The following is a 16,248-nucleotide window of genomic DNA, read 5'->3' as shown; positions in this document are numbered from 1 at the left end:
CAAGGTCAAGGATTACGTGGACTGGGGGCTCAACCACCTGGTGTTCCACGCCCCCGGCCACGACCAGCGCCGCTTCCTGGAACTCTTCCAGCGCGACCTGGAACCGAGGCTGCGCAAGCTCGGCTGACGCCGCCGGGGTCAGCCGGCGGTCGTCACCACATCGACGCCCGCCGGCGCGCGGCCGTCGCGGACGTGCGCGACGGCCTCCGCCAGCACCGCGTCCAGGTCGGCGGGCCGGGTCACCGTCCACGTCGCCGAAATCCCCTGCGCCCGCGCCAGGCCCGCGAAGTCGACAGCGGGATCGTCGATGACCGTGCCCACCTCCGGCCGCGCGTCCGACCGGTTACGCAGTTGCGCGATCTTCTTGGCGTGCACGAAGGAATTGCCCCACATCCGGTTGTTCTCGAGGACGATCAGCAACGGGACCCGGTGCCGTGCGGCCGTCCACAACGCCCCCGGCGTCATCAAGGCATCCCCGTCCGACTGGATGTCGACCACCAGCCGGCCCGTCCGCCGATGCGCCAGCGCGGCGCCGATCGAAGCGCCCAGCCCGTAGCCCAGCCCCGCTCCCCCGCTGGATCCGAGGTAGGACCGGACGTCGTCGATCGACCACAGCCGGTGCACCCAGTTGTGCAGGCTCCCGTTGGCCAGCACCGGATCCGACTCGGCCACCGCCGCCCACAGCCGGTCGGCGAGGTACGCGGGTGTGAGACCCTCGGCGCCGGAGGCCTCGGCCTGCCACGCCGCGCGGTGCCGGGCGGCGTGGTCGGCCAGCGACGCAGACCGCTGCGCGGCCTCGGCAGCGCGCTGTGTCCCCATTCTGGCGCGGACCTCGGGCAGCAGGGTCCGCAGCGTCGCCGAAACCTGCGCGGCCACAAGGAGTTCGGCCGGCTGCACCCGTTGCAGATCGGCGGCCCACGCCTTGACGGCCAGCCCGGCCGTCGACACCTGGATCACCGGGACATCCGCGGCTCCCGGGATGACATGGGTGTCACGCACTTCCAGGGCCAGGACCAGATCCGGAGGGCTGTGCAGAGGCATCCCGGTGTGGTTGAGCGGATGGCGGGTCGGCATGCACAGCTCGGTGCGGTTGTAGTCGCGCTGTACCTCCACGACGGGGGCTCCGAGCAACTCGGCCAGTTCGACGAGCCGGTGCGATGTCTCCTGATCGCGGTCGACGGACTCGACGGCGATCAACGGAGCCTGCGCGGCGAGCAACCGGTCGGCGATGCGCCGCACCGTATCCGGGGCGGGAGCGAGTGGCTCGGCGACGGGGTAGTCGACGGCCCGCGGCGCCACCCACCCGTCCGGCACCGGCTGCTCCTGGATCTCGGTGTCCACCGCGATGTAGACCGGTCCGCACGGCGCGCTCCGCGCCAGCTGCCTGCCCCGGATCAGGGACTCGGCCGCAGCGGGCAGCGAACCCGGCTGATCGTCCCACTTGGTGTAGTCGCGGACCTGGGTCGCCTGCACGTTGGCGGTGTGGATCCAGTCGATCCAGGGCCGTCGCAGCGCCGCATCGGCCGGGCCCGACCCACCCAGCAACAGCAGAGGAACCCGGTCACACCAGGCGTTGTAGATGGCCATCGTCGCGTGCTGCAGACCCACGATGTCGTGCAGGGCGGCAGCGGCCAGGCCGCCGGTGGCCTTGGCGTAACCGTGGGCGACGGCGACGGAGATCTCCTCGTGCAGGCACTCGATGACCTCGGGTGCGTCGTCGCGATGGTGCACCAGGGAATCGTGCAAGCCGCGGAAGGTCGCGCCCGGGGCGAACGGGAGAATGTCGACACCGAGGTCGACGAGCAGATCGACGATCGCGTCGGAACCGTACACCGTCATGACAGCACCACGTTCACGGCCTTGAGCTCGGTGTAGCTGGTCAGCTCGTCGACGGATTCCTCGCGCCCGATGCCCGACAGCTTGACGCCGCCGAACGGCACCCCGGGAAAATGGGTTGAGGTGTCGTTGACCCAGACGTAGCCCGCCTCCAGGGACCGCGAAACACGGTGTGCCCGAGCAAGATCGGACGTCCAGATGCTGCCCGTCAGACCGTACTCCACCGCGTTGGCGATGGCCACGGCCTCGTCCTCGTCGGAGAAGCCGAGCATGCTGACCACCGGCCCGAACACCTCCTCCCGGGCGATCTCCATATCGGTGGACACCGCGCCGAGCACCGTGGGGGCGACGTAGAAACCTCCTCCCCCGTCGTCGGGCGCACCTCCGCCGGTCAACACCCGTACCCCGGCCGCGCGGGCCCGGTCGATGAAGCCGATCGCGCGATCGCGCTGGGCGGCCGACACCATCGGGCCGATCTGGATCCCGGGCAGCCACGGCAGGCCCTGCCGCACCGCCGCCACCGCCTGGGTGTAGTCCGCGGTGAACGCCTCGAGCAGCGACTCGTGCACCAGCACACGGGATGTCGAGCCGCACGACTGTCCGGCGAACGCGAAGTTCATGCCCTTGACCGCGGCGGTCACCGCTGCGCCGAGGTCGGCGTCGGGAAAGACGATCATCGCATTCTTACCGCCCAGCTCCAGCGACACGTGCTTGACGCCGACCTCGGCCGCCGACCGCTGGATCGCCCGGCCCACCTGGTGGCTGCCGGTGAACGCGATGCGGCGGACCGCGGGGTGCCGCACCAGCGCGTCGCCGACAGCGGCGTCTCCGTGCACCACCGACAGCACGCCGTCGGGCAGCACGTCCTGCGCCAGCTCGGCCATCCTCAGCGCCGACAGCGGCGTGAGCTCGGATGGTTTGAGCACCACCGCGTTACCGGCGACCAGCGGGGCCGCCACCTTGGACGCGGCGAACATGAACGGATGGTTGAACGGGATGATGCGGGCCACCACCCCGAACGGTTCGGGGAACGTCAGGTGCAGGTTGCCGGCGCTGGCGGGAATCGTCAGGCCGGTCAGCGTCAAGGCGAGGTCGGCGAACATCCGCATGCGCTCGACGCCCGTCGCGGCGTCCTTGCGCATCATCCACAACGGCAGGCCGGCGTCGATCGTGTCGAGCCAGGCCAGTTCCTCACTGTGCCGTTCGAGGACGTCGGCGAACGCGCGCACCGCCGCACCGCGGTCACGGGGTGTCAGTGCGCCCCAGGACCTCGCCGCCGCCCGGCCGCGTTCGACGGCCACCTCGACCTCGTCAGGACTCGCGTACGCGACATCACACAACACATCGCCGTTGGCCGGGTTGACCACCGGGTGCACCGCCCCGCTGCCGGGGACCAGTTCCGCGCCGAGGCGCAACCGCCAGGTCCGCTCCGCGACGGTACTGGTCCACAGCCGGTAATCGCCGTCCGAACTCGTTGACATCTGTTTCCCTTCACACTTTCTCGATAACGAACGCTTGTATCTGCCCGCGGGCGCTCAGCCGGCGGGTCCGCCCGGCTCATGCGGTGGCTCGCCCTGGCCGCGGGCCATGACCGGTACCGCACCGGTCGACATCAGGCCCAGCACGCCCACCAGCGCGAGCGCACCGCCCAGCGGGGCCACGGCGGTCGCCGCGCCGATGACCGCGAGCCCGGCGAACTTCCCGAGGTTGCGGATCGACCCCGTGAGCCCGAAGAAGGCCGACCGGCCCGAGTCCGGCGCCGCCATGCTCGCCGAGACGTTGTTCGCCACGCCGAGCAGACCGTCACCGAGCCCGCTGACGATGACGAGCGCGCAGAGCACCACGGTGTTCGGAGCGGCCGGCATGAACACCAGCGGGATCGCCGCGAACAGCAGGCCGAGCAGCGTGACGAACGCGGTGTGGCGGCGACCGATCAGCGCCGGCGCGACGGCCGCGGCGACGATGCTCGCCACCGCCGTGACGCTGAGCACCACACCGATCGCCCAGGCCGACATCCCGTACGAGTCCGCGGCCAGCAGGGGCCAGTAGGTCAGCAGCGCGAACTTGACCAGGAACCGCGAGAAGCCCGGTATCTGGACAGCGGAGCCGAACGGGGTGCGAATCGCCGACAGCGCGGGCCTCAGACCGCGTCGGGTCGTTGCGTCGTCGTCACCGGACCCCGTCCGGCCCGGGACCGCCACCGCGCACAGGACGGCCACGGGCAGCGCGATCAGTTGCATCGCGGTGGTGAAGCGCCAACTGGCTATCGCCAGCAGCGCCCCGGCGGCCACCGGGAGCACGACCTCGGCCACCGCCAGCGCGATGACCCGGACGCTCTGCGCGCGAGCCAGCGACACGGTGTCCAGACCCTTGCCGGTCAACCCGATCGTCACCGCCATCACGACGCCGAACGCGGCACCCTGGAGGGTGCGGGCCGCGACCAGCACCACGAGCTCCGTCGAGACGCTGACCACGGCGCCGGCACCGCCGAACACCAGCAGTGAGGTGACCAGGACGCGACGCTCGCCGAGCCGGTCGGCGAGCGCGGACACCGGTGCCGCCAACAACGCTGCCGCCATCAGGTAACCGACGGTCAGCAGAGACGTCCCGGAATCGCTGAGCCCCAGGCTGTCCCGGATCTCGGGCAGCGCCGGCGCGATGCCCTGGACACCGGTGAGCACCACCACCGACGCGAGGGTGGCGGCATTGTCAGACCTGCGCACCCGGCGACTACCGCGCCCCGGTCAGGACGCCGCGGGCTGGTTCGCGAGTTCCACTGCGCGGTCCAGGGTTTCGCGATCGACGACGTCAGCGGCGTTCATCGGCTCGGTCAGCACACCCGAGGCCGTGGCGACCTCGATCATGAAGGCCATGCTGTCCTCGGTGAGCCCACCGTCGTCGGTCCAGAACGGATACTGCTCGATCAACCCGAAGAGCACCCGCAACTCCTCTTCGGACGGCGGCTCCTCGACGTACTCGTTGACCGCAGCCTCGAACAACGCGAAATCGCTCTTGAGAGCCTTCATCGCGCGCAGCGTGGTGGCACAGTACTTGGCCGCCAACTCGCGGTTCTGCTCCAGCCAGCTCGCGTCGGCGGCCTGCGCCTCCTTGATGAAGGTGTCCACGTTCTCGTACAGGGTGGCGATCCGGACCGGCTGGTTGACGTTGGCTTCCGCCGACTCGTACTGGTCCTCGTGGATGACGGTCGAGTCGACGTCACCCGCCGCCCACGCCGCGGTGCGCAGGCTGGAACTCTCGATGATCTGTTGGTTGGGGATGTCCTGGATGCCGCGGGTTTCGCCGACTCCCATCAGCAGTGCGTTCAGGATGATCGCCCCCGCGCCCCCCGGGCTGTCGATGGCGACCCTGGTCGACGGCTCGAAAAGCTGCGCGACGGTGTTGACCCCGTTGGCGCCCGTCAGCACGAAGTCGTCCATGCTCACGTACGGGCAGAAGATCTTGAAGTCCTCGCCCTGCTGGCGCGCCGCCAGGATCGACGAGATCGACGAACCCATCACCTGCGCCTGACCGCTGAGCACGGTTTGGGCGGCGGTGGCGTGGGAGTCGAAGATCGTCACGTTGTCGTCCACACTGATGGCCAGATCGTAATCGCCACCGAAGTTGTCGACACCGTAGACGAGCGGCACCAGGGATGCCTGCGGCTGCGCCGACAACGCGATCCTCAGCGACTCCGCTGTGTCTTGTGCGGCCGGTTCGTCCGAACCGGAGGAACAGGCCGCCACGGTGAGCGTACAGACCGCTCCGGCCGCGAGATAGCTCGTGATGCGCCGCGTTCGGTTTCTCTTGTCAGACATCGATCTCCTTTATTCTCAGGGGTTTTGGTGGTGCTTTCAGAGGTGAAGATGGCCGGTCGCGCGGCGTTCGATGATTCCCGCCAGCCGCATCAGCACCAGGCCGAGCAGCATCACGAAGATGATCGCGGCGAGCAGCCTGGGGATGTCGAGCACCGATCCGGCGAACAGCACGACCTGCCCCAGATTGGCCGCCGACAGCAGCAATTCCGCGGTGACCGCACCGCGCATCGCGCGTCCGACACCGATCCGGAGTCCGACGACGACCAGCGGCAGCGCGGCCGGGATGACGATCTTGGAGTAGATCTGCGAGCGCCGGGCGCCGTAGGCCTGCGCCATCTCGATCAGCGCCACCGGGGCGGACCGCACGCCGGAGATGGTGCTGACCATGATCTCGAACACGCACCACAGCGCCGTGAGTGCGACCCGGCCGGTCAGTTCCAGGCCGGTGTAGATCCCGATTACGGGGATGAACAGTGAGACGGGGGTGGCGTAGGCCGCATGCACCAGCGGTTCGAACACGTTGCGCGCAAAGCGTGAACTACCGATCCACACCCCCATCGGCACCGCGACCGCGACCGCGATCGCATAGCCGAGCACCATGGTCAACAGCGTCCCGGCCGCGGCGGCCAGGAAGTCCCCGCTGACGATGCCGTCCCAGAATGCCTCCAGCACTTCGAGGAACGCCGGGATGGCGAAGTTCTTGCCGTTGGTGCCGTACCACTGCCACGCGGCGAGCACCACGATGATCAGCGTGATCCGGGCGGTCCAGCCCCAGACCTGCCACCGCTGCGGCGTCTGGAACGGCAGCCGGTGACGTGACGCGACGACGTCGTCTGTGGTCGTGTTCAGTTGGTCCATGATCACCGCGCTCCCGAAACTGCAGACTCGACATCATCGGCCCAGGGCGTCAACCGCTTCTGCGCGAACAACAACAATCCGGTCAGCGCGGCGCCGACGATGACCACCGCGGCGGCAGTCGCGAAGAACTGACCGAGCTCACGCGCGTACCCGAGGTTCAGCAGGCGCCGGCCGGTGCCCAGCGTCACCCACAGTTCGGCGACGATCATGCCCTGCACGGCTTGACCGAGGCCGAGACGCAGACCGGTGATGATGTAGGGCAGTGTGCCGGGAAGGGTGATGGACACCAGCCGGCGCGCCGGGCTGATCCCGAACGACGTCCCCATCTCGTTGAGCTGCCGGTCGATGGCCCGGACACCCGCGGCCGGCGTGATGATGAGGTAGAACACCGCGAACAGGAACACCACCGCGACGCGGAACTCGAAATCCGTGCCGAACAGCAGGATGATGAACGGCAACAGCGCCACCAGCGAGGTCACGAACAGCGCGTTGACGAACGGCCCGACCACGAAGTCGAAGACCCGGAACTGTCCCATCATCAGCCCGATCGGTACACCGACCAGGACGGCCAGCCCGAATCCGACGAACATCTGCGTGAAGCTCGAGAGCACCATCACATAGGTGCCGTCGGCCACGGACGCGACTGCGCCGGACAAGATCTCGGGGATCGACGGCCAGAAGAACGACCCCACCTTCATCGCGAAGAGCTGTGAGGCGACCAGCAGTCCGCCCCACACGAGGGTGCGCTGGAACCAGGCGCGGTGGTACAGCGGGAGTTTCGCGGCGGGCTCCGCTGCCTCGGTGACGGGCACGGAGCCGCTCATCTGCTCACGCAGCGTCATTGGACATCTGCAGAGCGTTCCAGAGCCTGGTCTTGAGTGCGCCGAATTCGGCGGTGCCGCGTAATTCGTAGGTGCGTGGTCGCGCGAACGGCACGTCGATGATGTCGACGACGCGGCCCGGCCGCCTGCCCATCACCACGACCCGGCCGGCCAGGTAGACCGCTTCCTCCATGTCGTGGGTGATCAGGACCGTCGTCTTGCGTTGCGTCTGCCACAGCAGCTCGAGGTCCTGTTGCAGTACCACCCTCGTCTGGGCGTCGAGCGCGCCGAACGGTTCGTCGAGCAGCAGGATGCTCGGGCTCACCGCGTAGGCTCGCGCGATGCCGACGCGCTGCTGCATACCTCCGGACAACTGCGCCGGGTAGTGGTTCTCGAACCCCGAAAGACCGACCAGGTCAAGGACTTCCGCAGCCTTCTCGGAGCGTTGCGCTTTGTTCACGCCGACGCATTCGAGGCCGAACTCGACGTTGCGCTTCACCGTGCGCCAGGGCAGCAGGCGCGGGTGCTGGAACACCACGCCCCGGTCAGAGCCCGGTCCCGTGACGGGCCGGCCGCGCAGCAGGATCTCGCCTCCGGACGGAACGTCGAGGCCGTCGATCAGGCGCAGCAGAGTGGACTTGCCCGATCCGCTCGCGCCGATCACGGCGACGAACTCACCCTCGTCGATGTCGAGACTGACATCCTCGAGGGCGTGTGTGGACACCTGATTGCGTCCACGCCGGGTCACGAACGTCTTCGACACCTGCCGGATCGACAGCAATGGGTCAGGCATGGGTAGAACTTAGACCGATACGACCTTCGGTGTACAAGATTTTGGATACATGATTCAAGAAATTAACAAAGCGGTGACCAGCCTCGGCCCCGCAGAGCCTCAGTCGGATTCGGCCTCGAGCAGGATCAGGACCCGGTCACGCACCTTCTCCAGGTGATGACGGACATCGGCGACGGCACCCTCCACATCGCCGCGCGCGACCGCGTCGAGCAGCTCTTCGTGAGCGTGATGGTTGCCGTCGACCAGGCGCCAACCGAGCAGATAGCGCCCCACCTTGAGCCGGAGCTGCTCGATCAGGCTCCAGAGCATCGGATGGTGCGCAGCGTCGTAGAGTTCGGCGTAGAACTGCGACCGTGCGTCGACGAACCCGCCGCCTTCCTTCTCACTGTCCACGACCTGGGCGAGTCGACGGAGCAACTCGACCCGCTCTGGCGTCATCGAGGACATCGAGAGCCGCAGCGCATGGCTCTCCAGGACCGCGCGGATGTCGTAGATCTCGCGAACCTGCTCTGCGGTCATGGCCTTCACGACGGCCCCGCGACGGTCCCGCAGTTCGACCAGTCCGTCGGCCTCCAGTTGGATCAGCGCCGAACGGACCGGAACCCGGGACACCCCGATGGTCTCCGCGAGCACTTCCTGGCGGAGCTTGCGCCCCGGCTTGAGGGTGCCGTCGATGATGGCCTCGCGGAGGATGCCGTAGACCATCGCCCCGACCGATTGGTATCCCTGCGATCGCCGCGCGGCCAACTGCTTCAGTTCATGGCCCACGGCGGTCGGCAACGCGTCGGCTGCGCGGCCCGGCGCAGCGGCCGCGTTCGCGGATTCCTCTGCGGAGCCCGTCCGGTTCGCCCCCATGGGTCGGGGATCTTACCGCCGGTCGTTCGGAATTTCGTAACTCCGCCGACCGCTCGGAATTCGGCCGAACCACCATCCGGACCGTAGTCCGCGGCGGTAGGCTCGCGCGCATGACCTCGAATCTGGATGCGCGCCTGGCAAGCTATTCATCCCCGATGTTGAGCATCTTCCGCATCATGTTCGGCCTGCTGTTCACCCTGCACGGCACCATGAAACTGTTCGGCTGGCCGGTGGGCGAGACCGTGCCGGTCGGCACCTGGCCGTACTGGTTCGCCGGCCTGATCGAGGTGGTGTGCGGAATCCTGATCACCGTGGGGTTCTTCACCCGCATCGCGGCCATCATCGCCGCCGGTGAGATGGCGGTGGCCTACTTCTGGCAGCACTGGGGCATCATCGGCGGCGAGCCCGCGAGCTTCTGGCCGTTCGGCGGCCAGACCGGCGGCAACGGCGGCGAACTGACGATCCTGTTCTGCTTCGCGTTCCTGCTGCTGGCCGCGATGGGCGCGGGCGCGTGGTCGGTGGACGCACGCCGCCGGGGAGCCGCGCGCGTGTGAGGTCTGGTTTGCTCCGGCGTTATCGAACGCCACGCCGCGATTGTGGCAAACGGGTTTGCGGAGATTGACGGGGTCAAATCGGTCGACGCACGCGTGAATATTTGCGAAACCTCACCCGGTGCCCCGCCACGGCCTCATAAGATCGCTCCACTCATTGTCAGCGGAAGTGATTCTTCGGGGGAGGAATGCCGTGGGGCATTCGACGTATATCGGTCGTATCGGCGCGTTGGCGTTTGCTCTGGGGGTGGGTGCAGCGCTCGGGGCCACACCCGCTGTCGCGTTAGCGGATGAGGTCGGCAGCTCGGTCAGCTCCCCGAGCGCCGACCCCGCGGCCGCCGACCCCCGACCCGACACAGACACCGACGACGACACCGAGGCCGACGACGCCGACGGGTCGGAACCGCTCGCCGAGGACGACGACGCCGAGCCGGTAGACAGCGAGCCGGTGGACAGCGAACCGGTCGCCGACGCGCCGGTCGACGACCGTTCGTACCGCGCCGCCGACCCGGACCCCGAACCTGCGGCCGAACCCGTGGTGTCCACCGACGAGCCCGACACCGCCGAACCCGAGGCCCTCGTCGACGAAGACGACGAGTTCCCGGTCGAGGATGCGCCGCCGCCGGCCGAACCGGTGGCCGACGCCGAATCGCTCGTGACCCGACCGGAGACGGTGGCCGACGTGCCCACCCCCGGCCCGGAGCCCGAGACCACGCCGACAGCCAGATCGGTGACGCTGTCGAGCATCCTGTCCTCGCTGCTCGCACCGGACCGCACTCCCGACGCACCCGCCGAATCACCGCTGTGGCTGATGGTGGCGTCCGCGTTGCGCCGCCAGCTCGACGCGCCCACATCGTCGCTGGCCGCCGGTCTCGACCCGACGCTGCTCACCGCCGAACAGGCCGAGGCCATCCGCCGACTGGGTGACGTCGTGATCCCGGACGGTCCCACCGATCTGGTCGCCACCGATACCCGCGCCTACGTGGCCCACGCGGGCAGCCGGTCGATCACGGTCGTCGACACCGTCACCGGGCAGGTGCTGCAGACCATCACGCTGCGGTCAGCACCGACGATGCTCGCGGTCGGCCCCAGCGGCACCCGCCTCTACGTCTCCAACGCCCAGGCCGGCACGGTCTCGGTGATCAGCACCGCCACCAACACGGTGCTCAGAACCATCCGGGTCGGAGATGTCCCGACCGGAATCGCGGTGAGTCCCGGCGGTTCCCGGGTGTACGTCGTCAACAGCGACGACGGCACGGTGTCCAAGATCAGCACGCTGACGAACAGGGTCGTCGGCACCGTCTACGGTGTCGGCAAAGGGGTTTCGACGATCGCGGTCAGCCCGGACGGCTCGACGATCTACACCCTCAGCAGCACCACGGGCGAGGTGTCGTCTTTCTCCGCGGTGTCACTGTTCGCCAGGAAGGTCACCGGCGTCACGCCGGGATCGCCGGGAATCACGTTCAGCGCGGACGGATCTCGCGTGTTCGTCGCCGACATGGCCGGCAGCGTGAAGGTCGTCGACACCGAGTCCCACCAGGTGATCGACAGCATCACCGTGACCACCGGTACGCCTTTCGAACTCGCGGTGAGCCCGGACGGCGCGACGTTGTTCGTGGCCCGCAGCGACGACGGCAAGCTCTCGGTCTACGACATCGCGAGCAAGACCGAACTCACCTCGGTGATCGCCAACCCCTACCAGATCGACGGTCCGCCGATGATCACCGCGAGCCCCGACGGCACCCAGCTCTACTGGGCCGACTTCGGCGGCAACCGGATACATGTGATCGCGCTGATGGCGCCGAACGCCGACCCGGTGGCCCAGACGCCGGTCGTGCAATCCCCCAACGCTTCCGGCGCGGTAAGCGGTTCCGTCACGGTCACCGACCCCGAGGGCAGGCCGCTGACCTACACCGTCAGCACCCCCGGCAAGGGCCGCGTCACCGTCACCCAGGCAGACGACGGCGCGTTCACCTTCACCTACACCCCGACCCCGGCCGCCCGCCACGCCGCGGCCGCGGTGGGCGCCGCCCCCGACGCCGGGACCGACACCTTCACGATCACGTTCAGCGACGGCCGGCGAGGTGTGCTCGCGGTGCCGATCACCGTGACGATCGCCCCGGCCAACGCCGCACCCACCGCGACGGTGCGGTCGAGCCTGTCGTGGTTCAGCGCCACGGTGTACGGCACCGTCACCGCCAAGGACCCCGACCGGGATCCGCTGAGTTTCAGCGCATCCCCGACCGCGAAAGGAGGAACCGTCACGTTCGGCGCCGACGGCAGGTTCACCTACACCCCGACCGCGCAGGCACGGCATGCGGCCGCGAACGCCGGAGCCACCGAAGCCGACAAGCAGGACACCTTCACCGTGCTCGTCGACGACGGCCACGGCGGCCTCACCTCTGTCACGGTGACCGTCAAGGTCAGGCCGGGCAACACCGCGCCGAAGGCCACCGTCCGCACGAGTTCGTCATGGTTCAGCGCCAAGGTGTACGGCACCATCACCGCCAGGGACACCGACCGGGACAACCTGACCTACACCGCGTCGGCGACCGAGAAGAACGGGGTGGTCACAATCGATGCCCGCGGCCGGTTCACCTACCTCCCCAGCGACGCCGCCAGGCACGCCGCCGCGGCCACCGGTGCGACCGAAGCCGACAAGCAGGACACCTTCGACGTCGTCGTCGACGACGGACACGGCGGCATCACGACGCTGGCCGTCACGGTGAACATCAAGCCGCTCAACACGAGGCCGTCCGGCGGCGCCGTCACCGACGTGTACACGAACCCGAACACCGGGCTGACCACCGGCATCATCACCGCAACCGACGGTGACGGTGACACACTGACCTACCGCGCCGCGGAGGCCACCGGAAAGGGATTCGTCGACGTCGAGACCGACGGCTCGTTCACCTACCGGCCGACCCAGTGGGCGCGGGAGGCCGCCGCCAGCCCGTTCGCCCCGTCCTGGCTCAAGACCGACCGGTTCCGGGTGACCGTCGACGACGGTCACGGCGCCACCAGGACGCTGACCGTGCGGGTGGCGGTCGCGCCGGCCGGATACGTCAACCAAGCCCCGACCAACGGGAATTACACGGTGGGAGAACCTGATCCGGCCAGCGGTAAGGTCACCGGGACGGCGACGGCGACCGACCCCGAGCGTGACATGCTGTACTTCTTCGGCCCCGAGACCACGGCACGGGGCACCGTGGTCATCGACAGGGAAGGCGGATTCGTGTACACGCCGACCGACACGGCGCGGCACCGCGCGGACGCCGAGGACGCGACGGACACCGACCGGCAGGACACGTTCACCGTCACGGTCATCGACCAACACGGCGAGACACTGGGCATCCCCGTCACCGTTCCGATCCTCGGGTTCCGGGTCACCGGGCACGCGGTGCTGACGTGACGATCAGCCGGCGTCGCGCGCCCACGCCGGCACGATGAACACCCCGTCGGCTTCGACCGTCGCACCGTCGGCGTCCATCAGGTAGCCGCGGGCGTACGTCTTGGCCCCCTCGGAGCGCTCGACGAACGCCTCGGCACGCAACGGACCCAGCGGTGTGCCCCGCAGATACCGCAGGCTGATCGTGCCGGTGAACTTGGGTTTGCTCAACCCCTCGCTGGCCACCTCGCCGAGCAGGTGGTCGAGTACCAGCGCGCAGATGCCGCCGTGCACCCACCCCGGCGGGCCTTCGTACGCGGGGCCCAGAGTGAACTCACTCCAGCAGCTGCCGTCCGCCTCGTGTTCGACGAGCATCGGCGGGGCCATCGCATTGCGAAGACCCACAACGGGATTCGCCCATGCGACGGGCCGGCCGGTGTCGGCGTGCCGGAGCGTGGACCTGCCCACCCGCTGCTGACGTTCCAGCAGCGCGGTGGCGGCCTCCAGGTGGGTCAGCGCCTGCCGCGCCGTGTCCGCGTCGACCTCGGTGTGGATCCCGACGTCGATCAACCGGCGCAGCGCGTCGGTCAGCGGCTCGTACCGTTCCCGCTGCTGTTCGTACTCCTCGGCGCTGATCGCGTCGAACGTGAACTCCACTCACCCTCCGAACACTTTCCGCACCACGGCCTTCGCGCGGCGCGTCACCCTCAGATAGTTGTCGAGGAACTCCCCGCCGCCGTCCCCGCCGGACCAGCCGGCGGCGACCGCGACGGCGTTGAGCAGTTTGCCCGGCCCGGGCAGCTGATCGGTGGGTTTACCGCGCACCAGCACGAGCGCGTTGCGGGCCCGCGTCGCGGTCAGCCATGCGTCGCGCAGCAACTCGATATCGCCCTCGGCGATCAGCTCGGCGGCTCCGATGGCGTTGAGGGTGTCCAAGGTCGAGGTGGTGTGCAGGGCCGGGATCTTGTGCGCGAACCGCAACTGCAGCAGCTGAACGGTCCACTCGATGTCGGCCAACCCGCCGCGGCCGAGTTTGGTGTTGGTGTTCGGATCGGCGCCGCGGGGCAAGCGCTCGGCGTCCACCCGCGCCTTGATCCGCCGGATCTCCTGCACCGTCTCCGCTGACACACCGCCCTCCGGATAGCGGGTCTTGTCGACCATCAGCAGGAACCGCTCCCCCAGCTCCGGATCGCCGGCGACGCGGTGCGCACGCAGCAGCGCCTGAATCTCCCACGGCTGCGCCCATTGCGCGTAATAGGCCTGGTAGGACGCCAGTGTCCGGACCAGCGGTCCGCTTCGGCCTTCGGGCCGCAGGTTGGCGTCGACCTCCAGCGGCGGGTCGGCACTCGGTGTGCCGAGCCGGGCGCGCACCTGTTCGGCCACCGTCACCGACCACTTCACCGAAGTCGACTCGTCGAAACCGTCGTTGGGGTCACACACGAACATCACGTCGGCGTCCGAGCCGTAGCCCAGTTCGCCGCCGCCGAGCCGGCCCATCCCGATCACGGCGATCCGCGCGGGCACCCTGCCCTGCGGGGCGTTGGCGCGGATGACGGCATCCAGGGCGGCCTGCAGCACCGCCACCCAGACCAGGGTCAGCTGCTTACACACGTCGGTCACGTCCAGCATGCCGAGCAGGTCGGCCGACGCGATGCGGGCCAGTTCCCGCCGGCGCAGCGACCGCGCCGCCGCGATCGCCCGCGCCGGGTCGCTGTGCCGGGCCGCCGAGGCCACCAGCGATCGGGCCACGCCCTCGGTGTCGACGTCGCAGAGTTTCGGCCCGTTCGGACCGTCGGCGTAGATCTGGATCACCTCGGGCGCGCGCATCAGCAGCTCCGGCACATAGGCCGAGGTGCCGAGCACGTGCATCAGCCGCTTGGCGACCGCGCCCTCGTCGCGCAACGTCGCCAGATACCACCGCTGCTCGGCGAGTTCGTCGCTGATCCTGCGATAGTTCAGCAGCCCGGCGTCGGGGTCCGGGGTGTCGGAGAGCCAGTCCAGCAGAGTCGGCAACAGCACCCGTTGCACCCGGGCGCGGCGACCCGAACCGCCCGTCAGCGCCGCCAGATGTGTCAGCGCGCTCTGCGGCCCCTCGTAGCCGAGCGCGGCCAGCTGACGCTCGGCGGCATCGGTGCTCATGCCGTACGAAAGACCAAGGGGGCCTTGACCGACCGACTCGAGCAGCGGCTGGTAGAACAACTTGGCGTGCAACCGCGACACCCGGTGGTTCTGTCGCTTGAGTTCCTCGCGCAGCACCCCGAGCGCGTCGTGGCGGCCATCGGGGCGCATGTGCGCCGCGCGCGCCAGCCACCGCATCGACTCCTCGTCGTCGGCCTCGGGAAGCATGTGGGTCCGCTTGAGCCGCTGCAGCTGAAGCCGGTGTTCCAGCAGCCGCAGGAACTCATAGGACGCGGTCATGTTCGCGGCGTCGTCGCGGCCGATGTAGCCGCCCTCGCCCAGCGCGGCGAGCGCATTCACGGTGGACGCCACATGCAGCGACTCGTCGTTGCGGCCGTGCACCAGCTGCAGCAGTTGCACGGCGAACTCGACGTCGCGCAATCCGCCGGTGCCGAGCTTGATCTCGCGGGTCCGGACTCCGGCGGGCACGAGTTCCTCGACGCGCCTGCGCATCGCCTGCACCTCGGGCACGAAGTCCTCACGCTCGGAGGCGGTCCACACCATCGGCATCAGCGCCTCGATGTACCGCCGGCCCAGGTCCATGTCCCCCGCCGCGGGCCGGGCCTTGAGCAGCGCCTGGAACTCCCACGTCTTGGCCCAGCGCTCGTAGTAGGCGATGTGCGAGTCCAGCGTGCGGACCAACTGGCCCTGCTTGCCTTCCGGTCGCAACGCGGCGTCCACCTCGAAGAACGCGTCGGACGCGAGCCTCATCATCTCGCCCGCGATCCGGGTGGCCGATGCCAGACTGCTGTGCGAGCCGTCGTCGGTCACGAAGATGACGTCGACGTCGCTGACGTAGTTCAGTTCTCGCGCACCGCATTTGCCCATCGCGATCACGGTCAACTGGGGCGACGGCCCGTCGCCGCACACCGAGGCCGTCACCACCCGCAGCGCTGCGGCCAGCGCGGCGTCGGCGAGGTCGGAGAGGTGTTCCCCGACCACGGCGAACGGCAGCACCGGTTCGTTCTCCACCGTCGATGCGACGTCCAGGGCGGCCAGGACGAGCAGCCGGTCGCGGTACAGCGTGCGCAGGATGCCAGTCGGCGGCTCAGAGGAGGACTCAGGGGCAGACAGGGCGGGCTGGGAGCCGGTCAGCGGAGCGCGCCGGAGGATCCGGGTCTCGTCGGAGGGATCAGAGGACTCGTCGGCCACT

12 protein-coding genes and 1 pseudogene are annotated in these 16,248 nt (G+C 69.0%); 3 read left to right on the top strand and 10 right to left on the bottom strand.

Annotated features, from left to right (window positions below):
• Positions 1–127 (top strand): annotated as a pseudogene (locus ASJ79_RS31915) (glucose-6-phosphate dehydrogenase (coenzyme-F420)); the annotation flags it as partial.
• Positions 128–138: 11 nt separating this feature from the next.
• Here ASJ79_RS31915 and ASJ79_RS02955 read toward each other — a convergent pair.
• From ASJ79_RS02955 to ASJ79_RS02920, 8 genes are all read right to left on the bottom strand, one after another.
• On the bottom strand, positions 139–1,839 hold the full coding sequence (locus tag ASJ79_RS02955) for a thiamine pyrophosphate-binding protein (RefSeq protein WP_067953042.1): 1,701 nt from the start codon (positions 1,837–1,839) through the stop codon (positions 139–141).
• Complete coding sequence (locus ASJ79_RS02950) at positions 1,836–3,317, bottom strand: aldehyde dehydrogenase family protein (protein WP_067953040.1); 1,482 nt, start codon at positions 3,315–3,317, stop codon at positions 1,836–1,838. The genes ASJ79_RS02955 and ASJ79_RS02950 overlap by 4 nt, the downstream gene beginning before the upstream one ends.
• A 54-nt stretch (positions 3,318–3,371) precedes the next feature.
• Positions 3,372–4,559, bottom strand: a complete 1,188-nt coding sequence (locus tag ASJ79_RS02945) for an MFS transporter (protein ID WP_067953037.1) — start codon at positions 4,557–4,559, stop codon at positions 3,372–3,374.
• A gap of 21 nt (positions 4,560–4,580) precedes the next feature.
• Positions 4,581–5,651: an ABC transporter substrate-binding protein gene (locus ASJ79_RS33630; protein WP_231750699.1), complete on the bottom strand. Its 1,071-nt coding sequence runs from the start codon at positions 5,649–5,651 to the stop codon at positions 4,581–4,583.
• A gap of 36 nt (positions 5,652–5,687) precedes the next feature.
• Entirely contained in the window at positions 5,688–6,509 is an 822-nt protein-coding gene (locus tag ASJ79_RS02935) for an ABC transporter permease (RefSeq protein WP_156448260.1), read from the bottom strand.
• A gap of 2 nt (positions 6,510–6,511) precedes the next feature.
• On the bottom strand, positions 6,512–7,351 hold the full coding sequence (locus ASJ79_RS02930; protein ID WP_067953032.1) for an ABC transporter permease: 840 nt from the start codon (positions 7,349–7,351) through the stop codon (positions 6,512–6,514).
• The gene (locus ASJ79_RS02925) at positions 7,338–8,123 is read right to left on the bottom strand and encodes an ABC transporter ATP-binding protein (RefSeq protein WP_067953029.1); all 786 of its coding nucleotides are present in this window, start codon (positions 8,121–8,123) and stop codon (positions 7,338–7,340) included. The genes ASJ79_RS02930 and ASJ79_RS02925 overlap by 14 nt, the downstream gene beginning before the upstream one ends.
• 99 nt (positions 8,124–8,222) lie before the next feature.
• Complete coding sequence (locus ASJ79_RS02920; protein WP_067953026.1) at positions 8,223–8,978, bottom strand: GntR family transcriptional regulator; 756 nt, start codon at positions 8,976–8,978, stop codon at positions 8,223–8,225.
• A gap of 110 nt (positions 8,979–9,088) precedes the next feature.
• Here ASJ79_RS02920 and ASJ79_RS02915 point away from each other — a divergent pair, with 110 nt between their 5' ends.
• On the top strand, positions 9,089–9,532 hold the full coding sequence (locus tag ASJ79_RS02915; RefSeq protein ID WP_067953024.1) for a DoxX family protein: 444 nt from the start codon (positions 9,089–9,091) through the stop codon (positions 9,530–9,532).
• A 190-nt stretch (positions 9,533–9,722) separates the two neighbouring features.
• Positions 9,723–12,941, top strand: a complete 3,219-nt coding sequence (locus ASJ79_RS02910; RefSeq protein WP_067953023.1) for an Ig-like domain-containing protein — start codon at positions 9,723–9,725, stop codon at positions 12,939–12,941.
• Between the two features lie 3 nt (positions 12,942–12,944).
• Here the strand turns inward: ASJ79_RS02910 and ASJ79_RS02905 are convergent, their stop codons facing one another.
• Complete coding sequence (locus ASJ79_RS02905; protein ID WP_067953021.1) at positions 12,945–13,574, bottom strand: PaaI family thioesterase; 630 nt, start codon at positions 13,572–13,574, stop codon at positions 12,945–12,947.
• The coding region (locus ASJ79_RS02900) for a bifunctional [glutamine synthetase] adenylyltransferase/[glutamine synthetase]-adenylyl-L-tyrosine phosphorylase (RefSeq protein ID WP_231750697.1) at positions 13,575–16,248 on the bottom strand (2,674 nt) is incomplete at its 5' end.

Source organism: Mycobacterium sp. NAZ190054, assembly GCF_001545925.1.
Taxonomy (GTDB): domain Bacteria; phylum Actinomycetota; class Actinomycetes; order Mycobacteriales; family Mycobacteriaceae; genus Mycobacterium.
Note: the sequence above shows the minus strand (reverse complement) of the source record. Positions and strands in the feature narration are given on the sequence as shown.

What these genes read in the sequence shown, in the direction of transcription:
- ASJ79_RS02915 (WP_067953024.1), top strand. Translation starts at nt 9,089, where the DNA reads ATGACCTCGAATCTGGATGCGCGCCTGGCAAGCTATTCATCCCCGATG.
- ASJ79_RS02930 (WP_067953032.1), bottom strand. Translation starts at nt 7,351, where the DNA reads ATGACGCTGCGTGAGCAGATGAGCGGCTCCGTGCCCGTCACCGAGGCA.
- ASJ79_RS02925 (WP_067953029.1), bottom strand. Translation starts at nt 8,123, where the DNA reads ATGCCTGACCCATTGCTGTCGATCCGGCAGGTGTCGAAGACGTTCGTG.
- ASJ79_RS02955 (WP_067953042.1), bottom strand. Translation starts at nt 1,839, where the DNA reads ATGACGGTGTACGGTTCCGACGCGATCGTCGATCTGCTCGTCGACCTC.
- ASJ79_RS02935 (WP_156448260.1), bottom strand. Translation starts at nt 6,509, where the DNA reads ATGGACCAACTGAACACGACCACAGACGACGTCGTCGCGTCACGTCAC.
- ASJ79_RS33630 (WP_231750699.1), bottom strand. Translation starts at nt 5,651, where the DNA reads ATGTCTGACAAGAGAAACCGAACGCGGCGCATCACGAGCTATCTCGCG.
- ASJ79_RS02950 (WP_067953040.1), bottom strand. Translation starts at nt 3,317, where the DNA reads ATGTCAACGAGTTCGGACGGCGATTACCGGCTGTGGACCAGTACCGTC.
- ASJ79_RS02920 (WP_067953026.1), bottom strand. Translation starts at nt 8,978, where the DNA reads ATGGGGGCGAACCGGACGGGCTCCGCAGAGGAATCCGCGAACGCGGCC.